This is a genomic window from Mesorhizobium sp. M0208 (assembly GCF_040322015.1).
In the GTDB taxonomy this organism is placed as follows: domain Bacteria; phylum Pseudomonadota; class Alphaproteobacteria; order Rhizobiales; family Rhizobiaceae; genus Mesorhizobium.
In genome coordinates, this window is record NZ_JAMYSP010000010.1 from 20,151 (window position 1) to 41,206 (window position 21,056).

The 21,056-nt window shown below is 62.8% G+C and carries 21 protein-coding genes; 7 read left to right on the top strand and 14 right to left on the bottom strand.

The features are described from left to right. Positions 1-2: 2 nt before the first annotated feature. Genes NKJ17_RS12610 through NKJ17_RS12625 form a run of 4 tightly spaced genes read right to left on the bottom strand, consistent with a single transcriptional unit; the run spans position 3 to position 3,618 of the window. Positions 3-803 carry a nucleotidyltransferase family protein gene (locus NKJ17_RS12610; protein ID WP_352505429.1) on the bottom strand — a complete coding sequence of 267 codons (801 nt, stop codon included), beginning with the start codon at positions 801-803 and terminating at the stop codon, positions 3-5. Further along, positions 803-1,906, bottom strand: a complete 1,104-nt coding sequence (locus tag NKJ17_RS12615; protein ID WP_352688582.1) for a CgeB family protein — start codon at positions 1,904-1,906, stop codon at positions 803-805. Before NKJ17_RS12615 ends, NKJ17_RS12610 begins: the two co-directional genes overlap by 1 nt. A gap of 15 nt (positions 1,907-1,921) precedes the next feature. After that, a complete protein-coding gene (locus tag NKJ17_RS12620) occupies positions 1,922-2,518 on the bottom strand; it encodes a histidine phosphatase family protein (protein ID WP_352505426.1) in 597 nt (198 codons plus the stop codon). After that, positions 2,515-3,618 carry an inositol-3-phosphate synthase gene (locus NKJ17_RS12625; RefSeq protein ID WP_352505425.1) on the bottom strand — a complete coding sequence of 368 codons (1,104 nt, stop codon included), beginning with the start codon at positions 3,616-3,618 and terminating at the stop codon, positions 2,515-2,517. Before NKJ17_RS12625 ends, NKJ17_RS12620 begins: the two co-directional genes overlap by 4 nt. 160 nt (positions 3,619-3,778) lie before the next feature. Between NKJ17_RS12625 and NKJ17_RS12630 the strand changes: the two genes are divergently transcribed. After that, positions 3,779-5,653 carry a hypothetical protein gene (locus tag NKJ17_RS12630; RefSeq protein ID WP_352688584.1) on the top strand — a complete coding sequence of 625 codons (1,875 nt, stop codon included), beginning with the start codon at positions 3,779-3,781 and terminating at the stop codon, positions 5,651-5,653. A gap of 200 nt (positions 5,654-5,853) precedes the next feature. On the opposite strand, the gene NKJ17_RS12635 is transcribed toward NKJ17_RS12630, so the two are convergent. Genes NKJ17_RS12635 through NKJ17_RS12670 form a run of 8 tightly spaced genes read right to left on the bottom strand, consistent with a single transcriptional unit; the run spans position 5,854 to position 14,810 of the window. Then, complete coding sequence (locus NKJ17_RS12635; protein WP_352505423.1) at positions 5,854-6,900, bottom strand: UDP-glucuronic acid decarboxylase family protein; 1,047 nt, start codon at positions 6,898-6,900, stop codon at positions 5,854-5,856. A gap of 23 nt (positions 6,901-6,923) precedes the next feature. Continuing rightward, the gene (locus NKJ17_RS12640; protein WP_352505422.1) at positions 6,924-8,033 is read right to left on the bottom strand and encodes a CgeB family protein; all 1,110 of its coding nucleotides are present in this window, start codon (positions 8,031-8,033) and stop codon (positions 6,924-6,926) included. Beyond that, positions 8,030-9,124 carry a CgeB family protein gene (locus NKJ17_RS12645; RefSeq protein WP_352688586.1) on the bottom strand — a complete coding sequence of 365 codons (1,095 nt, stop codon included), beginning with the start codon at positions 9,122-9,124 and terminating at the stop codon, positions 8,030-8,032. Before NKJ17_RS12645 ends, NKJ17_RS12640 begins: the two co-directional genes overlap by 4 nt. Beyond that, complete coding sequence (locus NKJ17_RS12650) at positions 9,121-10,251, bottom strand: CgeB family protein (RefSeq protein WP_352505420.1); 1,131 nt, start codon at positions 10,249-10,251, stop codon at positions 9,121-9,123. Before NKJ17_RS12650 ends, NKJ17_RS12645 begins: the two co-directional genes overlap by 4 nt. A 2-nt stretch (positions 10,252-10,253) precedes the next feature. Next, positions 10,254-11,354: a glycosyltransferase family 4 protein gene (locus NKJ17_RS12655; protein ID WP_352688588.1), complete on the bottom strand. Its 1,101-nt coding sequence runs from the start codon at positions 11,352-11,354 to the stop codon at positions 10,254-10,256. Then, positions 11,339-12,631 (bottom strand): TIGR04295 family B12-binding domain-containing radical SAM protein, encoded by a 1,293-nt coding sequence (locus NKJ17_RS12660; RefSeq protein ID WP_352688590.1) that lies wholly within the window; start codon positions 12,629-12,631, stop codon positions 11,339-11,341. The genes NKJ17_RS12655 and NKJ17_RS12660 overlap by 16 nt, the downstream gene beginning before the upstream one ends. Then, a complete protein-coding gene (locus NKJ17_RS12665) occupies positions 12,628-13,707 on the bottom strand; it encodes an NAD-dependent epimerase/dehydratase family protein (protein WP_352688592.1) in 1,080 nt (359 codons plus the stop codon). The genes NKJ17_RS12660 and NKJ17_RS12665 overlap by 4 nt, the downstream gene beginning before the upstream one ends. Further along, on the bottom strand, positions 13,704-14,810 hold the full coding sequence (locus NKJ17_RS12670; RefSeq protein WP_352645253.1) for an NAD-dependent epimerase/dehydratase family protein: 1,107 nt from the start codon (positions 14,808-14,810) through the stop codon (positions 13,704-13,706). Before NKJ17_RS12670 ends, NKJ17_RS12665 begins: the two co-directional genes overlap by 4 nt. 256 nt (positions 14,811-15,066) lie before the next feature. Between NKJ17_RS12670 and NKJ17_RS12675 the strand changes: the two genes are divergently transcribed. Further along, on the top strand, positions 15,067-15,339 hold the full coding sequence (locus NKJ17_RS12675) for a hypothetical protein (RefSeq protein WP_352505415.1): 273 nt from the start codon (positions 15,067-15,069) through the stop codon (positions 15,337-15,339). A 29-nt stretch (positions 15,340-15,368) separates the two neighbouring features. On the opposite strand, the gene NKJ17_RS12680 is transcribed toward NKJ17_RS12675, so the two are convergent. After that, positions 15,369-15,965, bottom strand: coding sequence for a response regulator (locus tag NKJ17_RS12680; protein WP_352505414.1), 597 nt, complete (start codon positions 15,963-15,965; stop codon positions 15,369-15,371). Position 15,966: 1 nt separating this feature from the next. Next, the gene (locus tag NKJ17_RS12685) at positions 15,967-16,164 is read right to left on the bottom strand and encodes a hypothetical protein (RefSeq protein WP_352645256.1); all 198 of its coding nucleotides are present in this window, start codon (positions 16,162-16,164) and stop codon (positions 15,967-15,969) included. A 166-nt stretch (positions 16,165-16,330) separates the two neighbouring features. On the opposite strand from NKJ17_RS12685, the gene NKJ17_RS12690 reads away from it, so the two are divergent. The 5 genes from NKJ17_RS12690 to NKJ17_RS12710 all read left to right on the top strand — a co-directional run bounded on the left by NKJ17_RS12690 (position 16,331) and on the right by NKJ17_RS12710 (position 20,933). Further along, positions 16,331-19,435, top strand: a complete 3,105-nt coding sequence (locus NKJ17_RS12690) for a CheR family methyltransferase (protein ID WP_352688594.1) — start codon at positions 16,331-16,333, stop codon at positions 19,433-19,435. A gap of 14 nt (positions 19,436-19,449) precedes the next feature. After that, positions 19,450-19,791, top strand: coding sequence for a response regulator (locus tag NKJ17_RS12695; RefSeq protein WP_352505411.1), 342 nt, complete (start codon positions 19,450-19,452; stop codon positions 19,789-19,791). Between the two features lie 152 nt (positions 19,792-19,943). After that, complete coding sequence (locus tag NKJ17_RS12700) at positions 19,944-20,162, top strand: hypothetical protein (RefSeq protein ID WP_254818791.1); 219 nt, start codon at positions 19,944-19,946, stop codon at positions 20,160-20,162. A gap of 27 nt (positions 20,163-20,189) precedes the next feature. Beyond that, positions 20,190-20,627 (top strand): GFA family protein, encoded by a 438-nt coding sequence (locus tag NKJ17_RS12705; RefSeq protein ID WP_352505410.1) that lies wholly within the window; start codon positions 20,190-20,192, stop codon positions 20,625-20,627. Positions 20,628-20,732: 105 nt separating this feature from the next. Further along, entirely contained in the window at positions 20,733-20,933 is a 201-nt protein-coding gene (locus NKJ17_RS12710; protein ID WP_352645260.1) for a hypothetical protein, read from the top strand. The last annotated feature ends 123 nt before the right edge of the window (positions 20,934-21,056 follow it).

Consider the following 21,056-nt stretch of genomic DNA (forward strand, 5'->3'; position numbering starts at 1 on the left):
GGCTAGCCTCCTTCGCCTGCGAGGATAGGGACGTGCTGGTGGCCGGGCAGCGTAATGGCGGCTTGGTCGTCCTTGGTACCGGCGGCGCTTTCAAGCAGCCGCAATGCGGTGCGGTAGCCGTTGAAGGTGCCGACGTCGACATAGGCGGTGCCAGCCTTGATGCCATAGGCTTCGCCCCCGGCGGCGAGATAGGCGTTGACCAGTGTGCCGATGTATTCGTCGCACCGGTCCCGTTCCCGCCACAGCGCGGCGAGCTGATGAAGGGTGCGGCCGGGCATCTTGAACGCACCCCAGATCCAGTTCGATGCGGCATTCTGTTGCTTGACCTGGATTTGCTTCACCCGGCCGTCCGGGTCGACAACGACGGCATCGAAGAACTCCGGCTGGTCCACCGGAAACAGCAGGAAGGACAGGCCGTCGTCCGGGAGGGCCAGGAAGCCGTCTTCGGGAAACCAGATCGTGTCGGGCAACCCGACCAGAACGGTCTCGTCGGCTGCGACGAGCGGTGCGGCGCGGAAGATGGCGTCGCAAAGGCCGACCGGAGAGGGCTGCACCACAAACAGAGCGGCCGCGTCGGCATAGCCGGCAGAATAATATTCCAGGATATCCGACTTACCCGAGCCGATGACGAAGCAGATCTTGTCGGCCCCAGCGCGGACCATGCGGCGCACCAGGTATTCGCTGACCGCGCAAGGCCGCTCGGTGTTGCCGTCGATGCGGCTGCCGACCGGCAGAAGCTCCTTCGAAAAGCCGAGCGGCTGGATGCGGCTTCCCCGTCCGGCTGCGGGCACGATGCCCAACATCAAACTGCCTCCTTCAATGGCTCGCCATGCGTGGAGCCGTGCAGTGCATCGGACAGGATGCGGTCGAATTCCTTCGCGCGCCGCGCCGAGGTGTGTTCGTCCAGCACCCGCTCGCGCGCACGGCGGCGAATCGCGTCAAGCTCGGCGTCGGACAGGTCGAGCGCCGCGACCACGTCGTCGGTGCTGTTGGCCACGACGATCTCTTCACCGGGCCGGAAAAAGGCCTCCAGTCCGGGCCATGTGTCGCTCACCATCGCAGCCCCGCAAGCGGCGGCTTCGAACAGCCGGCCGGAAGGACACCAGCCCCGTTCGGCCATCGCCTCGCGGGTCACGTTCAGGGTCAGTCGTGAAGATGAAAAGAAGGCGGGGTGGTCGGCCGGCGGCAGATGCCGGACGAAGAAAATATTGTCGCTCCACGGGAATTCCTGCGGATATTGTGCGCCGCCAATAATGAAACGGCGATCCGGCAGGCGCGCAGCCGGGCTGACCAGCAACCTTTCGACCCCGGCCTGGCGGTCTGCCGCATAGGTTCCAAGATAGGACAGGTCACCGGCAAACTCCGGCCTGGGCGGGGCGGGCCGGTGTCGCTCTGGATCGACATGGCCGTAGAGCGGCATGACGCGGCGTGCACCCAGCGTCGACCTCAATGCGTCGATCGCGGTTCCTCCCGTGTAGCTCAGCACGAGATCGAAATCGCGAAGCCCTTCCGGCCCGAAATAGGCCGGAGGCTCGCCTTGTTCGATCCGCGCCAGCGTCACCGGCGTGTCCAGATCGTAGAAGACCTTCAGCCCGCGACAGGCCTGGTGAGCAAGGCGGGACGCGCTCACGGCATCGGGACAATAGGAGGTGACGATGACGACATCGGCCTCTTTCATCGCCTGCTCGGCAACGCGTTGGATGTCCTCCCAATCCGGGTAAAGGACAAGGTTGCCGCCATCCAACTGGTCGAGATCGCGTGTACCGGCATAATAGGGGGTGTTGCGTTCGAAGAAGGTGATGGACCAGCCCAGCCCGGCCATCGCCCGGATCAATCCGCGCCACAGCGTGGCGTGGCCGTTGCCCCACGACGATGTCACGGTAAGACCGAAAATGACCATGCGCATCCGGCAAATTCCTCGTCAGGCAGCTTCGTTGAGTCTGATCAGCTTCGACCCCCAGTCCCCCCAAACAACCGTGGTGATCGACGCTGGGTCGATATCGAAGCGAAAGCAGTTCCCCAGCGACAGGCCGAGCACTTTGCACACCGCGGCCTTGATGACGTCGGCATGGCTGACCAGTGCAACGCATTGGTTCTGGTAGGTGCCGCGGACCTGTTCGATCAGCAAGACGACGCGTTGCTGCACGTCTAGCATGGTCTCGCCGCTCGGCGTTCTCGCCTGCTGACGCTGGTCGTTCCACGCTCGCCAGTCGGCATCCTTGTTCAGCTCCTCGAAGGTCTTTCCCGACCAGGTGCCGAAGTCGATCTCATCGAGTTCCTCGCGGATCACGATTTCACCGGCATTACAGGCGAGCGCCATCGGAGTCGCAGTCTCCTGCGTGCGTTCGCGCGGGCTGCAGAAGATTGCCGCTACCGGCTCGCGTGCCATACGGTCAGCCAGATGCGAGGCCTGTGCCCTGCCGGCCTCGCCGAGGCAAACGCCGGCCATCCGCCCGGCAAGATAACAGCCGACATTGTCATGCGCGGCGTGGCGCACCAGAAAAAACGTCGTCGTCATTCCGCCGCATCGAGCATCGGCTCGTCCTTGCCAGCGATGAAAGAGAGTGTGCGCTGGCGGGCTTCCGCGTCGGTGAACTGCTCGGGCGGCGATTTCATGAAATAGCTGCATGGGCCGGTCAGCGCGCCCGCGATGCCGCGGTCGAGCGCCAGCTTGGCGCAACGCACCGCATCGATGACGACGCCGGCCGAATTGGGTGAATCCCACACTTCCAGCTTGAGCTCGGCATTCAGCGGCACGCCGCCGAAGGTCGTGCCTTCAACCCGGATATAGGCCCACTTGCGGTCGGTCAGCCACGGGACATGGTCGCTCGGCCCGACGTGAATGTTGCCGGGCTCCAGGGGAACGTCGATCTGGCTGGTGACGGATTGCGTCTTTGAGATCTTCTTTGATTCCAGCCGCTCGCGTTCCAGCATGTTGAGGAAGTCGGTGTTGCCGCCGAAATTGAGCTGGTAGGTGCGATCGATGCGCACGCCGCGCTCACGGAACAGGTTGGCGAGCAGCCGGTGGACGATCGTCGCACCGACCTGGCTCTTGATGTCGTCGCCGATCAGCGGCAGCCCGTGCTGCTCGAAGCGCCGGCGCCACTCCGGCCGCGAGGCGATGAAGACTGGTATGCAGTTGACGAAGGCGCAGCCCGCCTCGAGCGCGCACTCGGCATAAAAGCGTGTTGCCTCCTCCGAACCGACAGGCAGATAGGACACCAGGATCTCGGCGCCGCTTTCGGCGAGGATGTTGCCGACATTGGCGACCGGCTCGTCGGCCTCCTCGATCTCGTCGCGCAGATATTTGCCGATGCCGTCCAGCGTCGGTCCGCGTTCGACGCGAACGCCGGTAGGCGCAACATTGGCAAAGCGGAAAGTATTGTTGGGCGCGCTGTAGATCGCGTCTGCCACATCACGTCCGACCTTGCCCTTGGCGACGTCGAAAGCGCAGACCACCTCGATGTCCTTGACATGGTAGCCGCCAAGATCGGCATGCATCAGCCCGGGTATGGGCTCATTGCTCCTTGCGTCGCGGTAATAGGTGATGCCCTGAACAAGGGAGGAGGCGCAGTTGCCGACGCCGACTATTCCGATCCGAACTTTCTTCGATCCCACGAAACCGCTGCCTATGCTGTTGAAGGTAAGTTCTTCGTGCCAAACCGCCTGCCTCCCGGATTGTTCCTTGCCGGCTGTAAAAATCGTGCAACCGACGGTGGATCAAAGTAGCGCCCGCCGAGTTGTGCAGCCGGGGGGTGAGGCCAACCGGGACGAGACAATGATCGTCTATGGCGACCACAAGCAACCTGAGAGCGCGCGATATGTTCGCGCCTCGGCTCGAGACGCGGCCGGGCACATCGCGGACATGCCAAGCGGGATCGGACGGCACGCAGCGCTGGTCGGCCTGTTCATCAAGGTTTCGGAATTGGTCCAGGGCCTTGCCGATGCGGAATTCGCGGCCAAGGGCATGGACAGGAATTCCCCACAACGGATCGCTGGCGCAAATCTCCTGGTCGGCTTGGCCCGGGACGTGGGCAGATCGTGGAGAGCCGGATTCGCCGTCGACGGCCCGGTCGATGCCGAAGTGCCGCGAATGTTGGCCGAACTCGAATGCGATGGCGACATTCTGACCGGCGCGGCTGAGGGCTACGCTCACTACGCGCTTTATCCGGAGAGCTATTTCGTCGCCGCGCGGCAGTCGGGTCTCGATGCGAACACATGCGTAATCGGCATCCGCAGCATCGGCCTTGGGCTTGCAGCGATGGTGGCTGCAGCCATCGGCGCGCCAGCACCCGTCAGCGTCCGTCCGACCGGCCACCCGTTTCGCAGGCGGCTTGCCGCCGATCCGGAGCTGATCAGGGGCTGGATGGCGAAGCCGTCGGCCCGCTTTGCCATCGTCGATGAGGGCCCGGGTCTGTCCGGCAGCTCGTTCCATGCCGTCGTCGCATGGCTACAAGCGCTGGGCATCGATGCCAGGCGCATCCATCTGTTCCCAAGTCATTTGGGTGGCCCGGGCCCCGAGACGTCGGCGGACATCCGTGAGGCATGGACGGTGTGCCAAAAACACACCGCGGATTTCGAACGGACTTTCCCCGCTGGATCCGCTCTGCCGGCGCTGCGGGATTGGGTGGCTAGAATGATCGGCCGCACAGCGGTCAGCCTGATGGAAATATCCGCCGGAGAGTGGCGTCGCTTGCATTATGGCTCGCAGGATCAGTGGCCGCCCGTTCATCGCGGCCTCGAGCGGCGGAAGTTCCTCGCTTCCGCCGGCCGGGAAAAATGGTCGGTCAAATTCGTCGGCCTCGGTGAAATCGGAATGCACAAGGCCGAGACCGCCAGGAGGCTGCACGACGCAGGCTTTGGCCCGGAAGTCGCCGGGCTGTGCCATGGCTTTCTGGTCGAACGCTGGATCGACGGCACAACGCTGGACCGGGCAACGCTTTCGAAAGAAAAATTGGTCGCTCACCTGGCGCGCTATCTCGCCTGGCGCGCAGCCAATCTGCCCGCCTCGGAGCCAGGCGCCTCGCTGGAGGCGCTTGCCGACATGGCCGTGCGGAATACAAGTGAAGCGCTGGGCGAACGCCGCGCGGCGGAGCTGCAGACCTGGTTCTCGAAACAGGCTCCACCCAAGACCATGCAGCGGGTCGAGATCGACGGGCGGCTTCATCCGTGGGAGTTCATCCTTTCGCGCAGTGGAACGCTGGTCAAGACGGACGCCCTCGATCATTGCCGATCGCACGATCTGATCGGCTGCCAGGACATCGCCTGGGACATTGCCGGCGCCCGTGTCGAGTACAGCCTCTCCGACCCGGCGACTGGGGCGCTTTGCAAGGCTGTGGAAGTGAGAGCCTCACGTCCCGTCGATGCCAATCTGGTCCAATACTATGAGCCCTGCTATCTTGCGTTCCAGCTTGGCTTGTGGAGCATGGCTGCACGATCTGGCGATGATCGGGAACAGATCCGGCTGGCGGCCGCGGCAAGACGTTATACCTCGATGTTGCTTCGTTTCCTGGAGAACCAAGGGGAACTGCGGCCCTTCGACCAGGATCAGTCCAGCCGGCGAAGCATATCCGCTTCCTTTTCGGGATGGCGACTACCTCCTCGCGCTGAAGATGCGTCATCATCAGGCTCACGCAACATTCCAGATAGGTGATGGAGGCGCGCCGCAGGAAGGCAGCCGTCTCCTTTGCGGCCATTTGCTCGATGTCTTTGGCGGATCGCTTCGGATGCACAATCGTCTCCATGCCGGTACCTTGGCAGAACCAGAAGCTGGACGGGTTGTTCCCGCGACGAGAAAAAGTGACGAAATCCGAAACGACCGCGCGATCGTGCAGCGGCCAGACGCTCCCCGCCTCAGGCGGGCAGGTTTTGCAGCCGGCCTGAGGCAGAACGCACGGTGGCGGCAATTCGACGTCTTCTGTCGATCATCTGCGCCGTCTCAAGCTCGGCAAAATAGCCGATCGTGCGCATCAAACCTTGCCTGAGCGGCACTTTTGGCGACCAACCGAGAAGCTTCTTTGCGCGGGAAATGTCGGGTTGCCGACGACGAGGATCGTCTTGCGGCAGCGGCAGGAATTTCAGGCCCGATTTGGTTGCGGTCATGCTTCTCACCAGGCTCGCCAGTTGCAGGATGGTGAACTCCCCCGGATTGCCCAGATTGACCGGCTGGCGTGGATTGGGATCGACCTCCATCAACCGGATCAAGCCGTCGACCAGATCGGAAACGTAGCAGAACGACCTGGTCTGCAGCCCGTCGCCGAATATGGTCAGCGGCCGTCTCTCGAGTGCCTGCATGATCAGATTGGAAACGATCCGTCCGTCCGCAGGGTCCATCCTGGGGCCGTAGGTGTTGAAGATGCGCGCGACACGGATATCGGCTTTTCCCATTCTCAGATAATCGAAGCATAAGGTTTCGGCGGTGCGCTTGCCTTCGTCATAGCAGGCGCGGGGGCCGATGCAGTTCACGTGGCCGACATAGTCTTCCTTCTGCGGATGCTGTTCGGGATCGCCATAAATTTCGCTGGTGGACGCCTGCAGGAAGCGGGCGCCATCACGGGCGGCGAGCTCCAGCAGATTGAGCGTCCCGATGACACAAGTCCGCGTCGTGTGGACCGGGTCGGCCTGGTAACGCGGCGGCGAGGCCGCGCATGCCATGTTGAAGATGCGATCCACCGGTTCGCCAAGCTCCAACGGCCGGCAAATGTCTTGCTTGATCAGCCGAAAATCCGGACGATCGGCGATCGATGCTATGTTCTCCATGCGGCCGGTAAGGAAATTGTCGACGCAGATCACGCGCCAGCCGGCCTGGAGCATTGTCTCGCAAAGATGCGAACCGAGGAAGCCGGCGCCGCCGGCGACAAGCACGGTCTTGGTCCGTTGCGCCTTTCTTGATAGCTGCATCTCTATCTTCTCCCGTCTGCGGGTCATGCTGCGCTCTCGACGTCCAGATCGAGAACAGAACGTGGCGATTTGGCTTGCGCCAGCAGCGCAACGAATTCGCGGGCTCTTGCGATGCTTGTGTGAGCTGCCAGGATGAGCACGCGCGCCTGCTTGGCCATGGCAAGCCGGGCGCCGTCGGATTCTCCAGACAGGATACCGATTACGTCCTCGGTTCTGCGCGCCGTGTGGATCGTCCGCCCTGGAAACAAGCTGTCCAGTCCGGCCCAGCAATCGCTGATGATCGCCGTGCCGCAGGCGGCTGCCTCGAAGAGTCGCACGCTGGGCGACCATCCGGCCGCGATCATGGAACTGCGCGTGACGTTCAACGTGTAGCGTTGGCGGCTGTAAAAGGCGGCATGGTCTGCCGGCGGCAGGTGTTCGATGCGATCGACATTGTCCGGCCAGGCGATTTCGCGCGGATATTGCGAGCCGGCAACGACGAAGCGACGCTCAGGCATGCGACGCGCCGGTTCGAACAGCAGGGCCTCCAGCGTCGCCTGGCGGTCGGGGCTGTACGTGCCGAGATAGCCGAGATCCCAGCGGATTGGGTCACCGGTTCCGTGATGCCGTTCCGGGTCGACCGAACAGTAGAGCGGCTCGGCCCGCCTCGCGCCGAACTCCGCCGTCAGACGGACAAGCGTCGGCCCGCCGGTGAAGGAGAAGTAGACATCGAAATACGGGACCTGCCGTCTGGCAATATACTCGCAATCATCGGTTGAAAGCTTTGCCAGCGTGACCGGCGTGTCGATGTCGTAGAAGCAGAACTGACCTGTGCACAGCGATGCCACGACGTCGATGATTTCAGGACCTTCGGGGACGAATGAGCCGACGACCACGATATCGGCATCGCGCAGGCAGCGCGCAAAATTGCGGCGAAGATCATCGGTCGTTTCATAGTAGCGCAAGGCGCAGAAATCGGGGTCGCGCAGATCCCGGTGACTTGCGTACCACGGCACGTCGCGTTCGAGAAAGGTGACGCGGTGACCGAGTTCGTGGAGACCTTTAAGCAGCCCCCGAAAGGTGGTGGCGTGGCCGTTTCCCCAGGACGAGGAGAGCGACAGCCCAAGAAAGACGATGTCGAGCGGCTTCGTCATTCGGCCGCCTCCACGGTCGGACGCTCGAAATGGCGCCTGAAAATGGCGTCGGCCAAAACGGCCCGTGTCGTATAGGTATGTTCGCCAAGTACCCGCCGAAGCGCGGATGCCCCGATCGCCTTGGCCCGTTCGGCGCTAAGGCTTTGCATGATCTCGGCGACATCCTCGCCATCGCGCGCGACCAGGATTTCCTCGCCGGGTTTCAGGAACAGGTCCACACCGAGCCAGGCGTCGGTGATGAGGCATGCGCCGGCGCCGGCTGCCTCGAACACGCGCGTCGCCGGTGAGAAGCCATTGGCCGCCATGCTGTCGCGGCTGATGTTGAGCACCGCCTTGGCCGTGACGTTCAGTGCATTGTGGTCACGCGTGCCGACATGGCCGAGCCATCGGACATTGGCGGGCATCTGCTTGTCGCCCCAGCCAGATCCGCCGAGCAGGAAGCGCTGATCGGCCGAGCGGCCGGCCGGGTCGAGGAAGAAGGCCTCGACGCGCGCCTCGCGGTCCGGCAGCCGGTTGCCGAGGAAGGCGAGATCGCAGGCAAAACGCATATCCTTGCCGACCGGATGATGCGTTTCCGGATCGAGCGCATTGTAGATCGGCACGCATTCGGCCGCCCCCATGGCCCGATAGGCCCAGACCACCGGGTCGCCGCCGCCATAGGTCAGCACGAGGTCGATTTCCTGCAACGCGCGATGCAGCGGATGGTCGGGTTCATCGCGCAACTGGCCGAGCGTCGCCGGCGCATCGACATCCCAGAATACGGTCAGCGCATCGGCACGGGCGTGATCGAGCACCGCCCGCAACAGCGCGTCGTCGGCGAAACCGACGCCACTCGCCTTGACGACGATATCCGCCTCCGCCGCCCGCGCGGCCACCTGCATCATGGCATGCGGGGTGGCCTCGTAGACGACCACGGCACACCAGTCCGGCGCCTCCATGTCGCGGTTTTTCTGGCGATCGTAGACGTCCGGCTCGTAGAAGGTGATGTCATAGCCGAGCCTTGCCAGGGCCTTGAGCAATCCGCGGTAATAGGTTGCCGCGCCGTTCCAATAGGACGACAGCAGGCTCGATCCGTAGAATGCGATCTTCATTCGGCGGCCTCCTTTGCAAGGATCGTGTCGGCGGCTCGGCGGTGCCCGCATTCGGCGAGCACGCCGAACAATTCATCCGCCCGGTGCCGGCATGTGTGCCGCAGGCGGATGGTCTCGAGGCCCGACGTCGCCAGAGAAGCGGCGAGATCCGCATCGTGCAGCACGGCGCGAAGATGACGCCGCATCTCGAAGCCATCATTTGCAAACAGGAAATCGGTGCCGGGCCTGAACAAGCGTTCGACATCGGACCAAGGCGCCGAAACGAGCGGAATGCCGCAGGCGAGCGCCTCGAACATGCGGATGGTCGGGATGCCGGGCAGGCTTTCGCGGTATGGACGCCGCGGGATGTGAACCGTGATGCGGCTCGCCGCGAATGCCTTCGGCACGTCGGCATTGGCGATCCAGCCTTCGTAGCGCAGGCCGGCGGCCGCAAGGTCGGCGAGCGCCTCCCGCGGATAGCGAACGCCGTGGACGGTTCCGCTCAGGCCGAGCTCACGTACCGGGCCGACCAGGAACTCCCTGATTTCAGCGCTGCGCTCGTCGTCGCCCCAATTGCCGATCCAGATAAGGTCGGAACTACGCTCGATTTCAGGATGCGGCTGGAACAGGTGGTCATCGGCAGCCTCGTGCCAGGTGAAGACCCGCTTGCCCCATCCGGCGCGGAGATAGCTTTCCCGCAGCGCCTCGCCGAAGGCGAGCACGCCGTCATAATGTTCAAGCCGCAAGGAGGAGATCGCTTGCGTGGCCGATATGGCGCGATGGTGCGTGTCGTGGAACAGCAGCGTGAAACGCCCGCCATTCGCTTTCGCCCTGCCCAGCCGCGCGACAAGATCCGGCTCGGTCCACTCATGCACGATCACCACATCGGCATCGGAGATCCAGGCTTCGTGGTCGAAGGCGGCGTCATAGGTGACCGGCATCAACTCGGGAAAGTCCTTCCGGAATCGTTCGATCGCGAAGGATCCTTTCTCGGCCAGCAGGTTCGACCGGCTCCAGCCGTCGGCGGGCTCCAGCGCGATAGCCTGGTGCCCGCGCACGACCAGCTCACGCATGATGCCGCGCAGGAAATGTGCGTTGCCGTGGTTCCAGTCGGAAACGATCGAATGGGTGTAGAACAAAAACCGCATAATCAACTATCCGCCATGGTGGCCAGGGCCGCCTTGTCGTAGACGCCGCGCATGGCGGTCGCCTGTCTTGCCAATGAAAATCTGCGGCTTCGGCGGGCCGCTGCCTCACCGAGTTCTCGCCGGCGCTGCGCGTCGCTGCAAAGGCTGCTGATGCATCTGGCGAGATCGCCCGGATCGCGCGCGTCGTAAAACATGGCCGCGCCGTCCCACAGTTCGCGATAGGTCGAAATATCGGCGAGCACCAAAGGCGTCTTCGACATCGCGGCTTCCAGCGTGGCCAGGCCGAACGGTTCGTAGAGCGACGGCGATACGAAAATGCCGGCCCGCGCCATCAGCAAGCGCACTTCCTCATGCGGTACCGGCCCGACGGGAACGGCGTGGCTGAAGCCAACATGCTGGCCGTCCGGGCCTTGCAGCGAGCCGGCGACGAAGATCGGCCATTGCGTCAGGGAGGCGGCCCGGTCCAGCATCGCCGCATTCTTTCCTTCGTCCCACCAGCGCGCGGCGGCGAAAACGACCGATTCCCGCCTTTCGCTCTTCGGCCCGGGCTGTGCACCGTTGCCGACGACGCTTAGGCGGGCGATCGGCCCGTAGCAGGTTTCAAGCATGTCGGCATGGCTGCGGCTGGGTGCAACGACCATGCCTGCTTTGTCGAAACCGCGCCGGTTGCGGTCCTTCTGCCAGGCCCATTCGCCGTCCGCCGCCTGTCCCTTGACGGCGTGGAACCATGTCACCACGCAGGAATGCGACACCGCCACGACCGGGCAGGGCACGTCGAGCCCCGCAGCCTGCGTCGGCGCGTTGAGATGGACGATTTCGATGGCGTAGTCACGGATGAGCGGGAGCAGCTCCTGCTGCAATGTGTCGAGGTCGTGCTCGTCGCGGGTCATCCAGTCGGGCGGCGTGTTGAGCCAGGTCAGCGCCGCGAATGACTGGGCCTCCTCGGCCTGCTGCCTGGACGGTTCCGGACCAAGCCCGGCAAGCACGACGCTGTCGCCGCCGGCGACCAGTTGCCTGGCCAGATCGAGCGCATAGCGCCAGACGCCGCCGACGGCATCGACAGTCATCAGGATGCGACGCGGCGGGCTCAGTGTCCGCAACATGTGGCCTCCAATTCAGCCAGCGGACGCGGACGCTTCTCCTGGATGTCGCTGAACGTCCGGAAGGATGCGAGGTAATGTTCATGCGCGCGCTCCCAGGCGAGATCGTCCGGCTCGCCCCAAAGTTCGCGGTAGCTGGGCGAACTCGGATAAGGATAAAGCGGCACCGGTTCGTTGGCCCAAACGCCGTTGGCGATCAGGTGCTTTCGCCAATAGTCGACCAGCGCGGGATCGTCTTCGACCACGCCGATGAGATTGGCCTGAACGAACGGCACATGGCGCCTTGCGTCGACCAGCAACGCGGCCAGTTCCTCGGTGCCCAGCCGGCAGCGTTTTGCCAGCATGGCGCGGCCTTCCACCGTCAGGCTTTCGAGCCCCGCCTCGATCGAGACGCAGCCGGCGGCGCCGAGCAGTTTCAGCAGTTCCGGTTTCCAGAGATCGATGCGCGTCTGCACGCCGAACTTCACATCGCGATCGACCAGCGCTTCCAGCAATGCCTTTTGCGGCAGGAATATCTCGTCGATGAAGTAGATGTAGCCGACGCCCTGCGCGATCAGCCGGTCGATCTCGGCGATCACCGCTTCGTGGTTCCGACGGCGATAGGCGTCGCGGAAATCGATCTTGGCGCAGAAGCTGCAATTATACGGGCAGCCGCGCGACGCCTCGACCTCGGCGCCAAAGCCGACCTGGTTGTCGTCGAAGCGGTGATGGTGGTGCGAATGGGCGGCAATCCAGTCCGATGGCCATTCGAGCGCTGGGTGATCGATGAACGAGCTCGCATGCACGCCGCCGTTCGAAACCAGTTCTCCATCCTCAAAATGGGCGGTGGACGGCACAGCATTCCGGTCGTTGCGCCGGGCGAGTTCCGCGACCACTTCCTCGCATTCGCCGCGCACGACAATGTCGACGCCAAGCTTGCGCAAAGTCGGCGCCGGCGTCGCCGAGCCATGCGGCCCGACGGCGACGGTGCGGCCGCCGCGCCCGGCAAGATGGTTGAGGAACTCAGCTGGCACGCGCAACTCGGGCGGTGCGCAGCGCCAGAACAGGTAGGTCGGCGCGGTGCTGACGACGGTCATATCAGGCTCGAAAGCGGCGACGCGATCGGCAAGTGCGGCATTGTCGAGCTTCTGGATCTGCCCGTCCAGCATCAGCACCTCGTGGCCGGCGGCTTCGAGCAAGGCTTTCGAATAGCCGAGTTCGAGCGGCAGATGCGGCTGGCGGCAGCCGAAATAGATGCTGTCCTGGTAGGTCCAGGACGGATTGACCAGAGCGACCTTCATGCCACGTACCTCGCCGGTTCGGGATGCGGGTCGGCGCGATGACGCTGCAGCCAGTCGGCGAGGTCGCGGATGCCGTTTCGCCACGGGACATGCGCTTTCCATCCCAGCGCCGCCTCGATCGCGCGTGTGTCGGCGACGAAGAACGGTTGGTCGCCGGTGCGTTCGCGGTCGTAACGGATCGAAACGTCCCGTTTCGTTATGTCGCAAATCTCCTTCAGCAGCATGCGCAGGCTGACGGCGTTTTCCGGTCCGCCGCCGAGATTGAATGCCTGGCCCTTGATTTCCTCGATCCGGTCGAGCACCGCGCGGTAGGCCGCGACCGCGTCGGCAACATGCAGGATGTCGCGCACCTGCTTGCCGTCGCCATAGATGGTGATCGGCCGGTCGGAAAACGCGCTAAGCAGGAAATGGGCGACCCAGCCCTGATCCTCCGTCCCGAACTGGCGCGGTCCATAGATACAGCTCATGCGCAGCACCGCCGTCGGAAGATCGTATGACTTGGCGTAGTCGAGGACATACTGGTCCGCCGCGCCCTTGGAGCAGCCATAGGGCGTGCAGAAATCAAGGCCGCGCGTCTCGTCAATGCCGTGCGCCTGGATGCTGGCGTCGCAAGGCGCATATTTGCCGTCGTCTTCGCACATCGCAATGTCAGTGAGCCGCCCATAGACCTTGTTGGTGCTGGCGAAAACGACGGGGATGCGTTTGCCGCTGCGGCGAGCGGCTTCCAGGACGTTGAACGTTCCGCGCAGGTTGATGTCGAAATCCTCGTCCGGCCGAACCAGGCTCGTGGTGACGGCGGTCTGCGCGGCAAAGTGGAAAACCGCCTTCGAACCAGCCACCAGCGGCATCAGCGCCTCGGCCTCGCGGATGTCGACGATTTCAATGGTGAGACGGCTGCCGTGCTTTTGCGTCAGCCATTCGAGGTTCTGCTCGACGCCGGGACGGCTCAGATTATCGATGACCAGCACCGGTTCGCCATCCGACAACAGGCTGTCGGCGAGGTTGGAGCCGATGAAGCCGCTGCCGCCGATAACGGCGACGGGCGCTTCGCGAAAATCGGGTGAATCCGGTCTCATGATACCAGCCCTCGCGCTTCGAGTTCCCGCTTCATCTCGGCGCTGCGATCGATGGCGACGGTGTTGCGCACCCATGCGACGAAATCGCCGAGCGAATGCTCCAGCCGGTATTGCGGCTGGAAGCCGAGCAGTTCGCGCGCCTTCGATATGTCGGCAAAGCAATTGCGGATATCGCCGGAGCGTGCCTTGCCGAGGATTTCCGGCTGGCGGCCAGGCACGCCCATTGCTTCGGCGAGCAGCCGGGCGACGTCGCTGACTGCGTAGGCCCGCCCGCTGCCGATGTTGATGACGTGGCTGCGCGCCTGGGGCTGTTCCAGCGCCAGCCGGAAGGCGCGGGCAACGTCGCGCACGTGCACGAAATCGCGCTGCTGTTCGCCGTCCTCGAAAATCAGCGGTCGCTGGCCATTGGCGATGCGCGAGGCGAAGTTCGCCAGGACGCCGGTATACGGGTTCGAGAGCGCCTGTCCGGCGCCGAAGACATTGAACAGGCGCAGTGCCACCGCGTCGATGCCATAGGCTTCACCGAAGATCAGTACGGCGCGTTCCTGGGCGTATTTTGTCAGCGCGTAGATCGAGGCGAGGTCGACCGGTTTCTGCTCGTCCGTGGGCAGCGGCGACAGGACTTCGCCTTCCGGCGACAGGGGATTCCATTGGCCGCTGCGGATATCGTCCGGCTGCCGTCTTGCATTGTCGATGCGCCGGCCGTCCGGCGTGGCATAGAGACCCTCGCCATAGACGCTCATCGACGAAGCAACGACGATCCGTTCGATCGGGCGTTTGATCAGCACTTCCAGCAGCGTGGCGGTGCCGAGGTCGTTGGCGCCGACATAGCGGGCGATCTCGTACATGGACTGGCCGACACCGACTTCGGCCGCCAGGTGAATGATCGCGTCGACATCGTCGACCGCCTCTGCGATGGCCTCGCGATCGCGAACGTCGCCTTTGATCAGCTTGGCGCCTGGCGGCAGGCTGATTGCCTCGCCGCCATGCACCTGGTCCAGCAACGCATCGAGAATTGAAACCCCATAGCCATGTTCAACGAGTTCCTGGGCGACGTGGCGGCCGATAAAACCGCAGCCTCCCGTGACCAGTATACGTTTCACGACAACTCCTCATACGAATGGCTTTGCCGCCCCAAACTTCCGGGCGAAAGGTTTGTTCCCTTGCTTCAACAAAGTTCCCGAGCGCTGCGCTCCGGAAGCGACCGCCTTGGGCTGGGCACGGGAACATCGAAGCGCGCTTGGTGTTAGGAGCCATAATCGACCAACCGCGCGCATATGCTCGGCAGCAATGCATCTGCTGGTTGTACGAGGCAGACCGGGATCTCGCGGTGTGCGGTGGAATCGAAGGGAGATTGGAATGTCTGAATCGAAGACGACCACCGATCATGATGAAATCCGCCGTTGGGCTGAGGATCGCGATGGCCGGCCGGCGGTGGTGCGCACCAAGGGCGAGGGCGGCATACTGCGCATCGACTTCGGCGAGCCTGAAGAGACGTTCGAGCCTGTCGAATGGGACGAGTTCTTCAGGATATTCGACGAGAACGAACTGGCCTTCCTCTACCAGGAAGAGACCAGCGGCGGCAAAACCAGCCGCTTCAACAAATTCGTCGAACGCAACCGGAAAGGCTGACCTCGTCTGATTGCCGACAACTGCCGCGGTCAGTGCAGCAGGTTCGCTCCACGTGCCCTGACGATGTTTCGCATGATGCCGTTGAGCCAGTCCTCGGTGGAGGAGCCGGATGGTCTCCGGTCGATTTCGCCGATAGCCTGTTCGAGCGTCCGCTCGACCAGCCGGTCGGAGGCCTCGACATCTCCCAGCAGCAGGCGCGCCGCGAGCCTGAGCTTAGGCAGCAGCGAAAATACGTCGTCCGAGGGCTCCGACGCTCGACCTCCTGTCGATGCCGACGTCTCGGCTGGAAAGAGAGCGTCGAAAACAGCCTGGGCGTCCGAGGATTTTCGGAGGCTGCTGGCATACCGAAGCCGCTCGGGAATAACGATGTCTTCATCGCCGCTGAAAAACACGAACGGCACGCCACGGCGCATCAGTTCGTCGGCGATCGGAAATACCCGTCGTCCGTTGAGATTGATGTCCAGGATCGCGGCTTCGGCCTCGTCCGTATGTTTCGATGCCTGTTCCACCGTCGCTACCGGGCCAAGCACCACGGCGCCCATCTTGCTGAAATAACGTGCAAGATCCCCCGCCAGCATCCATTCGTCCTCGACGATCAGGATATGCAGGCCTTGCAGGTCGCGCACCTCATTGTTCCTTCTTTCTGCGGGATCTACGCTTGTCGGCGCGGACTTCTGCAAAGTGGCGCTCCAATACCTCTTGCAACCGTTCCGCGAGCGCGAGCAGGCGAGGCGGAATGTTTTCAGATACCGGGAACTTGGTCAGATCCGGCGAGGGCAACAGAATTCGCTTGGCCGGCTTTATTTCAGGTGATCGTTTTGCCATTGGAACCGCCTCCAAAGTCAAATGTTAATGCCCACCGGCGGTACTTTGTTCCGTTGGTGGACTATTTACTGGCCTCAGGCTCGGCCCGGTCTTAATCTGAGGCGCGATTTGGGTCTAAGGCCCGATTTGACGGCTTTGTGTTTGCGGCTGTTACCAGGGGCTTGGCGTGGCATCCCAGAATGGAAGATTTCCCATAGTCGGGGTCGGCGCATCGGCCGGCGGCATTCCCGCGATGGAGGGCCTGTTCAAAGGGCTGACCGGCGACACCGGCATGGCGTTCGTCGTCGTCACGCATCTCAGCCCGGAGCGGGAAAGCCTGCTGCACGAGGTCATCCGACGTTATACCGAAATGCCGGTCTTGGTGGCCGAGGAGGGGGCAGCGGTCCAACCCGACCAGGTCTATGTGATGCCGCAAAACGTTGTCCTCACCATCCGTAAGGGCGCGCTTTCGCTGCGCCGGCCGAACACGCTCAACCGCGAGCGCAAGCCGATCGATATCTTCTTCAGCGCATTGGCCGAGGACCAGGGCGAGTATGCCGTCGGCATTATTTTGTCGGGTGGCGATTCGGACGGCACGCTCGGCGCCAGGGCAATTAAGGAGCATGGCGGGCTGACCATTGCCCAGGCCTCCAACGGTTCCGGCCCCCGCAATCCAGATATGCCGCAGAGCGCGATTTCGAGCGGCCTGATCGACATAGCGGCGCCCGCCGAGCAGATCGGTGCAAAGCTTCAGGCGTTTGTCCGCGGTTTCGACGTGCTGAACGGCCTGACCGAAGCGGACGACGAACGCAAGGCCGAGATAGATCGAGCCCGCGATGAAATCTACGCCATTCTGCGCAGCCATTCCGGTCACGACTTTTCCGGCTACAAGGCCAAGACGTTCCTGCGTCGCGTAAAGCGGCGCATGCAGATAACGCAGCTACAGTCGATCAGCACCTACATAGAACGGCTGAAGAGGGATCCCGACGAGGTGGCGAAGCTGTTTCGCGACCTGCTCATCAATGTCACCAGCTTTTTTCGGGACGCCGAAGCGTTCAAATTGCTGGAGGACAAGATCATACCGCAGATTTTCGAGGGCAGGAACGCGTCCGATGCGGTGCGTGTCTGGGTGCCCGGCTGCGCCACCGGCGAGGAGGTGTTCTCGATCGGCATGCTGATGCGCGAGCGCATGGAGAAACTTCCCGCGCCGCCGCGCGTCCAGATATTCGCGACCGACATCGACGAGCCGGCGCTCGCGGTGGCGCGTGCGGCGCGTTATCCCGAAGCGCTGCTGCACGGGCTATCGCCACAGCGCAGGCAACGCTTTTTCCACAGCGACGGCGAGAGCTATGTGCTGGCCAAAGAGGTGCGCGAACTCTGCATTTTTTCCCCGCACAGCGTCATCCGCGATCCTCCGTTCTCGCGTATGGATATGATTTCGTGCCGCAACCTGTTGATCTATTTCGGCCCGCAGATCCAGAACCGCGTCGTCCCGATCTTCCACTATGCGCTGAGGCCGGGCGGTTATCTGTTCCTCGGCACCTCGGAAAGCGTCGGTCAGCACGGCGACCTGTTCGCCACGGTCGATAAACAGCAGCGGATATTCCAGGCGCGGGAACATGCCACGCCGCGACCGCCGGTCCTGATCGGCAATGGCTTCACAGCTGCCCTGCCGGCGGGACGCCGTGGCTCAAAAAACGATGGCGCGAGCCATTCGCTGCGCCAGGCAATCGAGGCTCAGGTGCTGGAGCGGTTCGCCCCGCCTCACGTGCTGGTCAATGGCGATGGCGACGTCGTCTACTATTCGGGGCGGACGGGTAAATATCTGGAAGCGCCGCAAGGTGCCCCGAGCCGGCAGTTGCTGACCTTGGCCCGCCGCGGGCTGAGACTTGAGATGCGCGCCGCGTTGCGGGAAGCAGCAACGACGCGCCGCACGGTCGTGCGGGAGAACATAGCGGTCGAAGAAGACGACGGACAGCTTCAGTTCATTACACTGACAGTCGAGCCGTACACGGAACGCAGCAATGGCGAGCCCCTCTACCTCGTCCTGTTCAATCCGGTGGGGCAGGCCCAGATACGCTCCGATCCGGCCCGCGAAAGCCGCGGCACAGACGACGCGGCCGATCTCGAACGGGAGTTGCGCGACACGCGCGAGCGGCTGCAGTCGACCATCGAGGAGTACGAAACCGCGCTGGAGGAAGTAAAATCTTCGAACGAGGAACTCGTCTCCGTCAATGAAGAGGCACAGTCGACGAATGAGGAGCTTGAGGCCTCGAAGGAGGAAATGCAGTCGCTCAACGAAGAGCTCAACACCATCAATGCGGAACTGACCGGCAAGATAGAGGAACTCGATCGCGCCAACAGCGATCTCAGAAACTTGTTCGAAAGCACGGAAATCGCCACCATCTTCCTCGACCGCAACCTTGTGGTGCGAACCTTTACTCCTGCCGCGTCGTCGTTCTTCAACTTGCGTCCGTCAGATGTCGGCCGACCGCTGACCGATCTTTCGAGCCAACTCGACTACCCCGAGTTGAAGCGGCACATCCAGGCGGTGTTCGAGACGGGAGAGACCCTGAACCATCACCTTGCGCGCGACGACAAGGGCCGGTTCTACCTGGTCCGCATCAACCCTTACCGGGACAAAGGCGGCAGCATCCAAGGCGTGGTCGTGACACTGATCGACGTGACGACACTGGCGCAGGCGGAAGAGCGTCAGCAGGTGCTCATCTCGGAGCTGAACCATCGCGTCAAGAACATGCTGGCGGTTGTCGCCAGCATCACCAACCGGACGCGGGAATACTCGGCGTCAAAAGACGAGTTCGCTGAAGCTTTGATCGGCCGTCTGCATGCAATGTCACGAGCCTACAGTCTGCTCTCGCGCGAAAGCTGGACGGAAGCCTCCGTCGAGGAACTGCTGCGCCAGGAGCTTGGTCCCTTCGGGGCCGAACGGTTCGAGCTCGATGGCAAGCGGGTAAGCCTCAAGCCTGTACAGGGGCTTTCGTTCGGCATGGCAATCCATGAACTGGCGACCAATGCCGCTAAATATGGCGCACTGTCGAAGCCTGCCGGGCGGATAATTGTGAAATGGTCGGTGGTGGATGGAACCTTCAAGCTCGTCTGGCGCGAGAAGGGCGGCCCCCGCATCAAGGAGCCAACCGACAGCGGCTTCGGCCTTACCCTTCTGCGCGGAGAAATCGGCTACAGGCTGGGCGGAAAAATTGAAACAACTTTCCGCTCAAATGGTTTGGAGGCGGAAATTGCATTCCCTCTGACCCGCGAGGGCTCGTCGTGACCGGAAAGGTGCGTGTGCTGATCGTCGAGGATGAATGGCTGATCGCCGACGACGCGGCGGCTTACCTGCGCAAAGCCGGCCATCAGGTGGTTGGACCGGTTTCGTCGGTAACGGCAGCACTTCGGCTCGTTGGCGAAGGCGGCATCGACGCGGCGTTGTTGGATATCCAGTTGAACGACGAAACCAGCTATCCGATCGCGGAAGCGTTGCAAACGCGCGGTGTTCCGTTCGCCTTCCTCTCCGGGTACGGCGAACGCGAAATTCCAGCCGGGTTCCGCGCTTGCAGGATCGTGCAGAAGCCGGCGAGCCAAAGTGCGATTTTGAATGCCGTAGATGAACTCGCGCGCGCCGGCTGAATTCCTGTCGTTCCAGCGGGCCCGCCTTTTCAATCCAGCGGCTTGTCGGTGGGGCAGCGAGGTGCCAGCCTGCCGCCGCCGATTCCGGGTCGAGGCCTTCCGGAACCATTTCCGCCATCGTTTGTTCGGCTCGAAGAAAGGAGCCGCGCGAAATGGAGCGACGTAACGCGTTAATTGCGATGGTGATTTCGGCCATCATCATCGTCGGCTTTCTCATAGGCTTTTTGTACGGCGATATGGGCTGGCAAACCTCGCCGCTCAAAAGAGCCCCTGAACAGAACCAGGGTGGCAATGCTCCGGCCGATACCTCGCCTGCCGCCGGCATCAAGAAGAACCCCAAGGAAAATACCGAAATGCCAGGCCAGCAATGAAGGCCGGTCCAGCAATGAAGTTAACCAATGCCACGAACTGAAACGGGCTCCTGTTTTTGCGGCGCCATAACGGCGGAGATGCGCGGCGAGCCTTTCTGGATTTGCTCCGATCACGATGACGACTGTCGCAAGGCGATAGGAAGCCCTCTGACGGTGTGGGTCGGTTATCGGCCTTCCGAATTCACGTTGCTCACCGGCACGCCGAGGACATTTTCGAAAACCTCCGGCGTGCTCCGGTCCTTCTGCGCGGATTGCGGGACATCGATCGGCTATGTCGACCAAGGGTTGCCCGACGAACTCTATCTGGCAATCGGCTTTCTCGATCACCCCGAACGGTTTCCGCCACAGGCCCATGCATACTGGGACATGAGGTTGCCCTGGGTCGACTTTCCAGACGAGCTGCCGCGGGTGGGGACGTATTCGAGGCGGCGAGATCCGACCTTCGGAAATCCGGCGGAACGCTAGCCTGGGGTCCGTTGCAAGTTGGAAGACGTGCCATCGGGGCTGCGTACGAAAACGACAGTTGGCGCGGGGCCGAAAACGCGCAATTATCGGCCGATGAGCCGCCGTTTGGATGACAAGCTCGATTGCAAGGCGTGCGGGACGATCCTGATGGATATTCCCGACGACCCGAAGGATTCGACGCCGATCTATTGCAGCAATTGCGGCGCCTATCTCGGCGAATGGGGCGAGCTGCAGGAGGATTTCTATAAACAGGCTTTCGGTGCCCAGGCCTTCGATCTGAACAACGGAACCATCATCAAGAAATAATCCTGGATTGCGCAGGCCTTCCGCCGGCCCAAGCCACGGCCTGCTGGCCCGGCTATTCGCAGCAATTGCCGTTCGGACCGGGCCATCTGGAACTTTTCTCCCGACCCGCTTGTTTGGGTGGCG

Bases quoted from the DNA above. Each gene is read 5' to 3' on its own strand.
- NKJ17_RS12610 (WP_352505429.1), bottom strand. From the start codon at position 803: ATGTTGGGCATCGTGCCCGCAGCCGGACGGGGAAGCCGCATCCAGCCG.
- NKJ17_RS12615 (WP_352688582.1), bottom strand. From the start codon at position 1,906: ATGCGCATGGTCATTTTCGGTCTTACCGTGACATCGTCGTGGGGCAAC.
- NKJ17_RS12620 (WP_352505426.1), bottom strand. From the start codon at position 2,518: ATGACGACGACGTTTTTTCTGGTGCGCCACGCCGCGCATGACAATGTC.
- NKJ17_RS12630 (WP_352688584.1), top strand. From the start codon at position 3,779: ATGATCGTCTATGGCGACCACAAGCAACCTGAGAGCGCGCGATATGTT.
- NKJ17_RS12635 (WP_352505423.1), bottom strand. From the start codon at position 6,900: ATGCAGCTATCAAGAAAGGCGCAACGGACCAAGACCGTGCTTGTCGCC.
- NKJ17_RS12640 (WP_352505422.1), bottom strand. From the start codon at position 8,033: ATGACGAAGCCGCTCGACATCGTCTTTCTTGGGCTGTCGCTCTCCTCG.
- NKJ17_RS12645 (WP_352688586.1), bottom strand. From the start codon at position 9,124: ATGAAGATCGCATTCTACGGATCGAGCCTGCTGTCGTCCTATTGGAAC.
- NKJ17_RS12650 (WP_352505420.1), bottom strand. From the start codon at position 10,251: ATGCGGTTTTTGTTCTACACCCATTCGATCGTTTCCGACTGGAACCAC.
- NKJ17_RS12655 (WP_352688588.1), bottom strand. From the start codon at position 11,354: ATGTTGCGGACACTGAGCCCGCCGCGTCGCATCCTGATGACTGTCGAT.
- NKJ17_RS12660 (WP_352688590.1), bottom strand. From the start codon at position 12,631: ATGAAGGTCGCTCTGGTCAATCCGTCCTGGACCTACCAGGACAGCATC.
- NKJ17_RS12665 (WP_352688592.1), bottom strand. From the start codon at position 13,707: ATGAGACCGGATTCACCCGATTTTCGCGAAGCGCCCGTCGCCGTTATC.
- NKJ17_RS12675 (WP_352505415.1), top strand. From the start codon at position 15,067: ATGTCTGAATCGAAGACGACCACCGATCATGATGAAATCCGCCGTTGG.
- NKJ17_RS12685 (WP_352645256.1), bottom strand. From the start codon at position 16,164: ATGGCAAAACGATCACCTGAAATAAAGCCGGCCAAGCGAATTCTGTTG.
- NKJ17_RS12700 (WP_254818791.1), top strand. From the start codon at position 19,944: ATGGAGCGACGTAACGCGTTAATTGCGATGGTGATTTCGGCCATCATC.
- NKJ17_RS12705 (WP_352505410.1), top strand. From the start codon at position 20,190: ATGCCACGAACTGAAACGGGCTCCTGTTTTTGCGGCGCCATAACGGCG.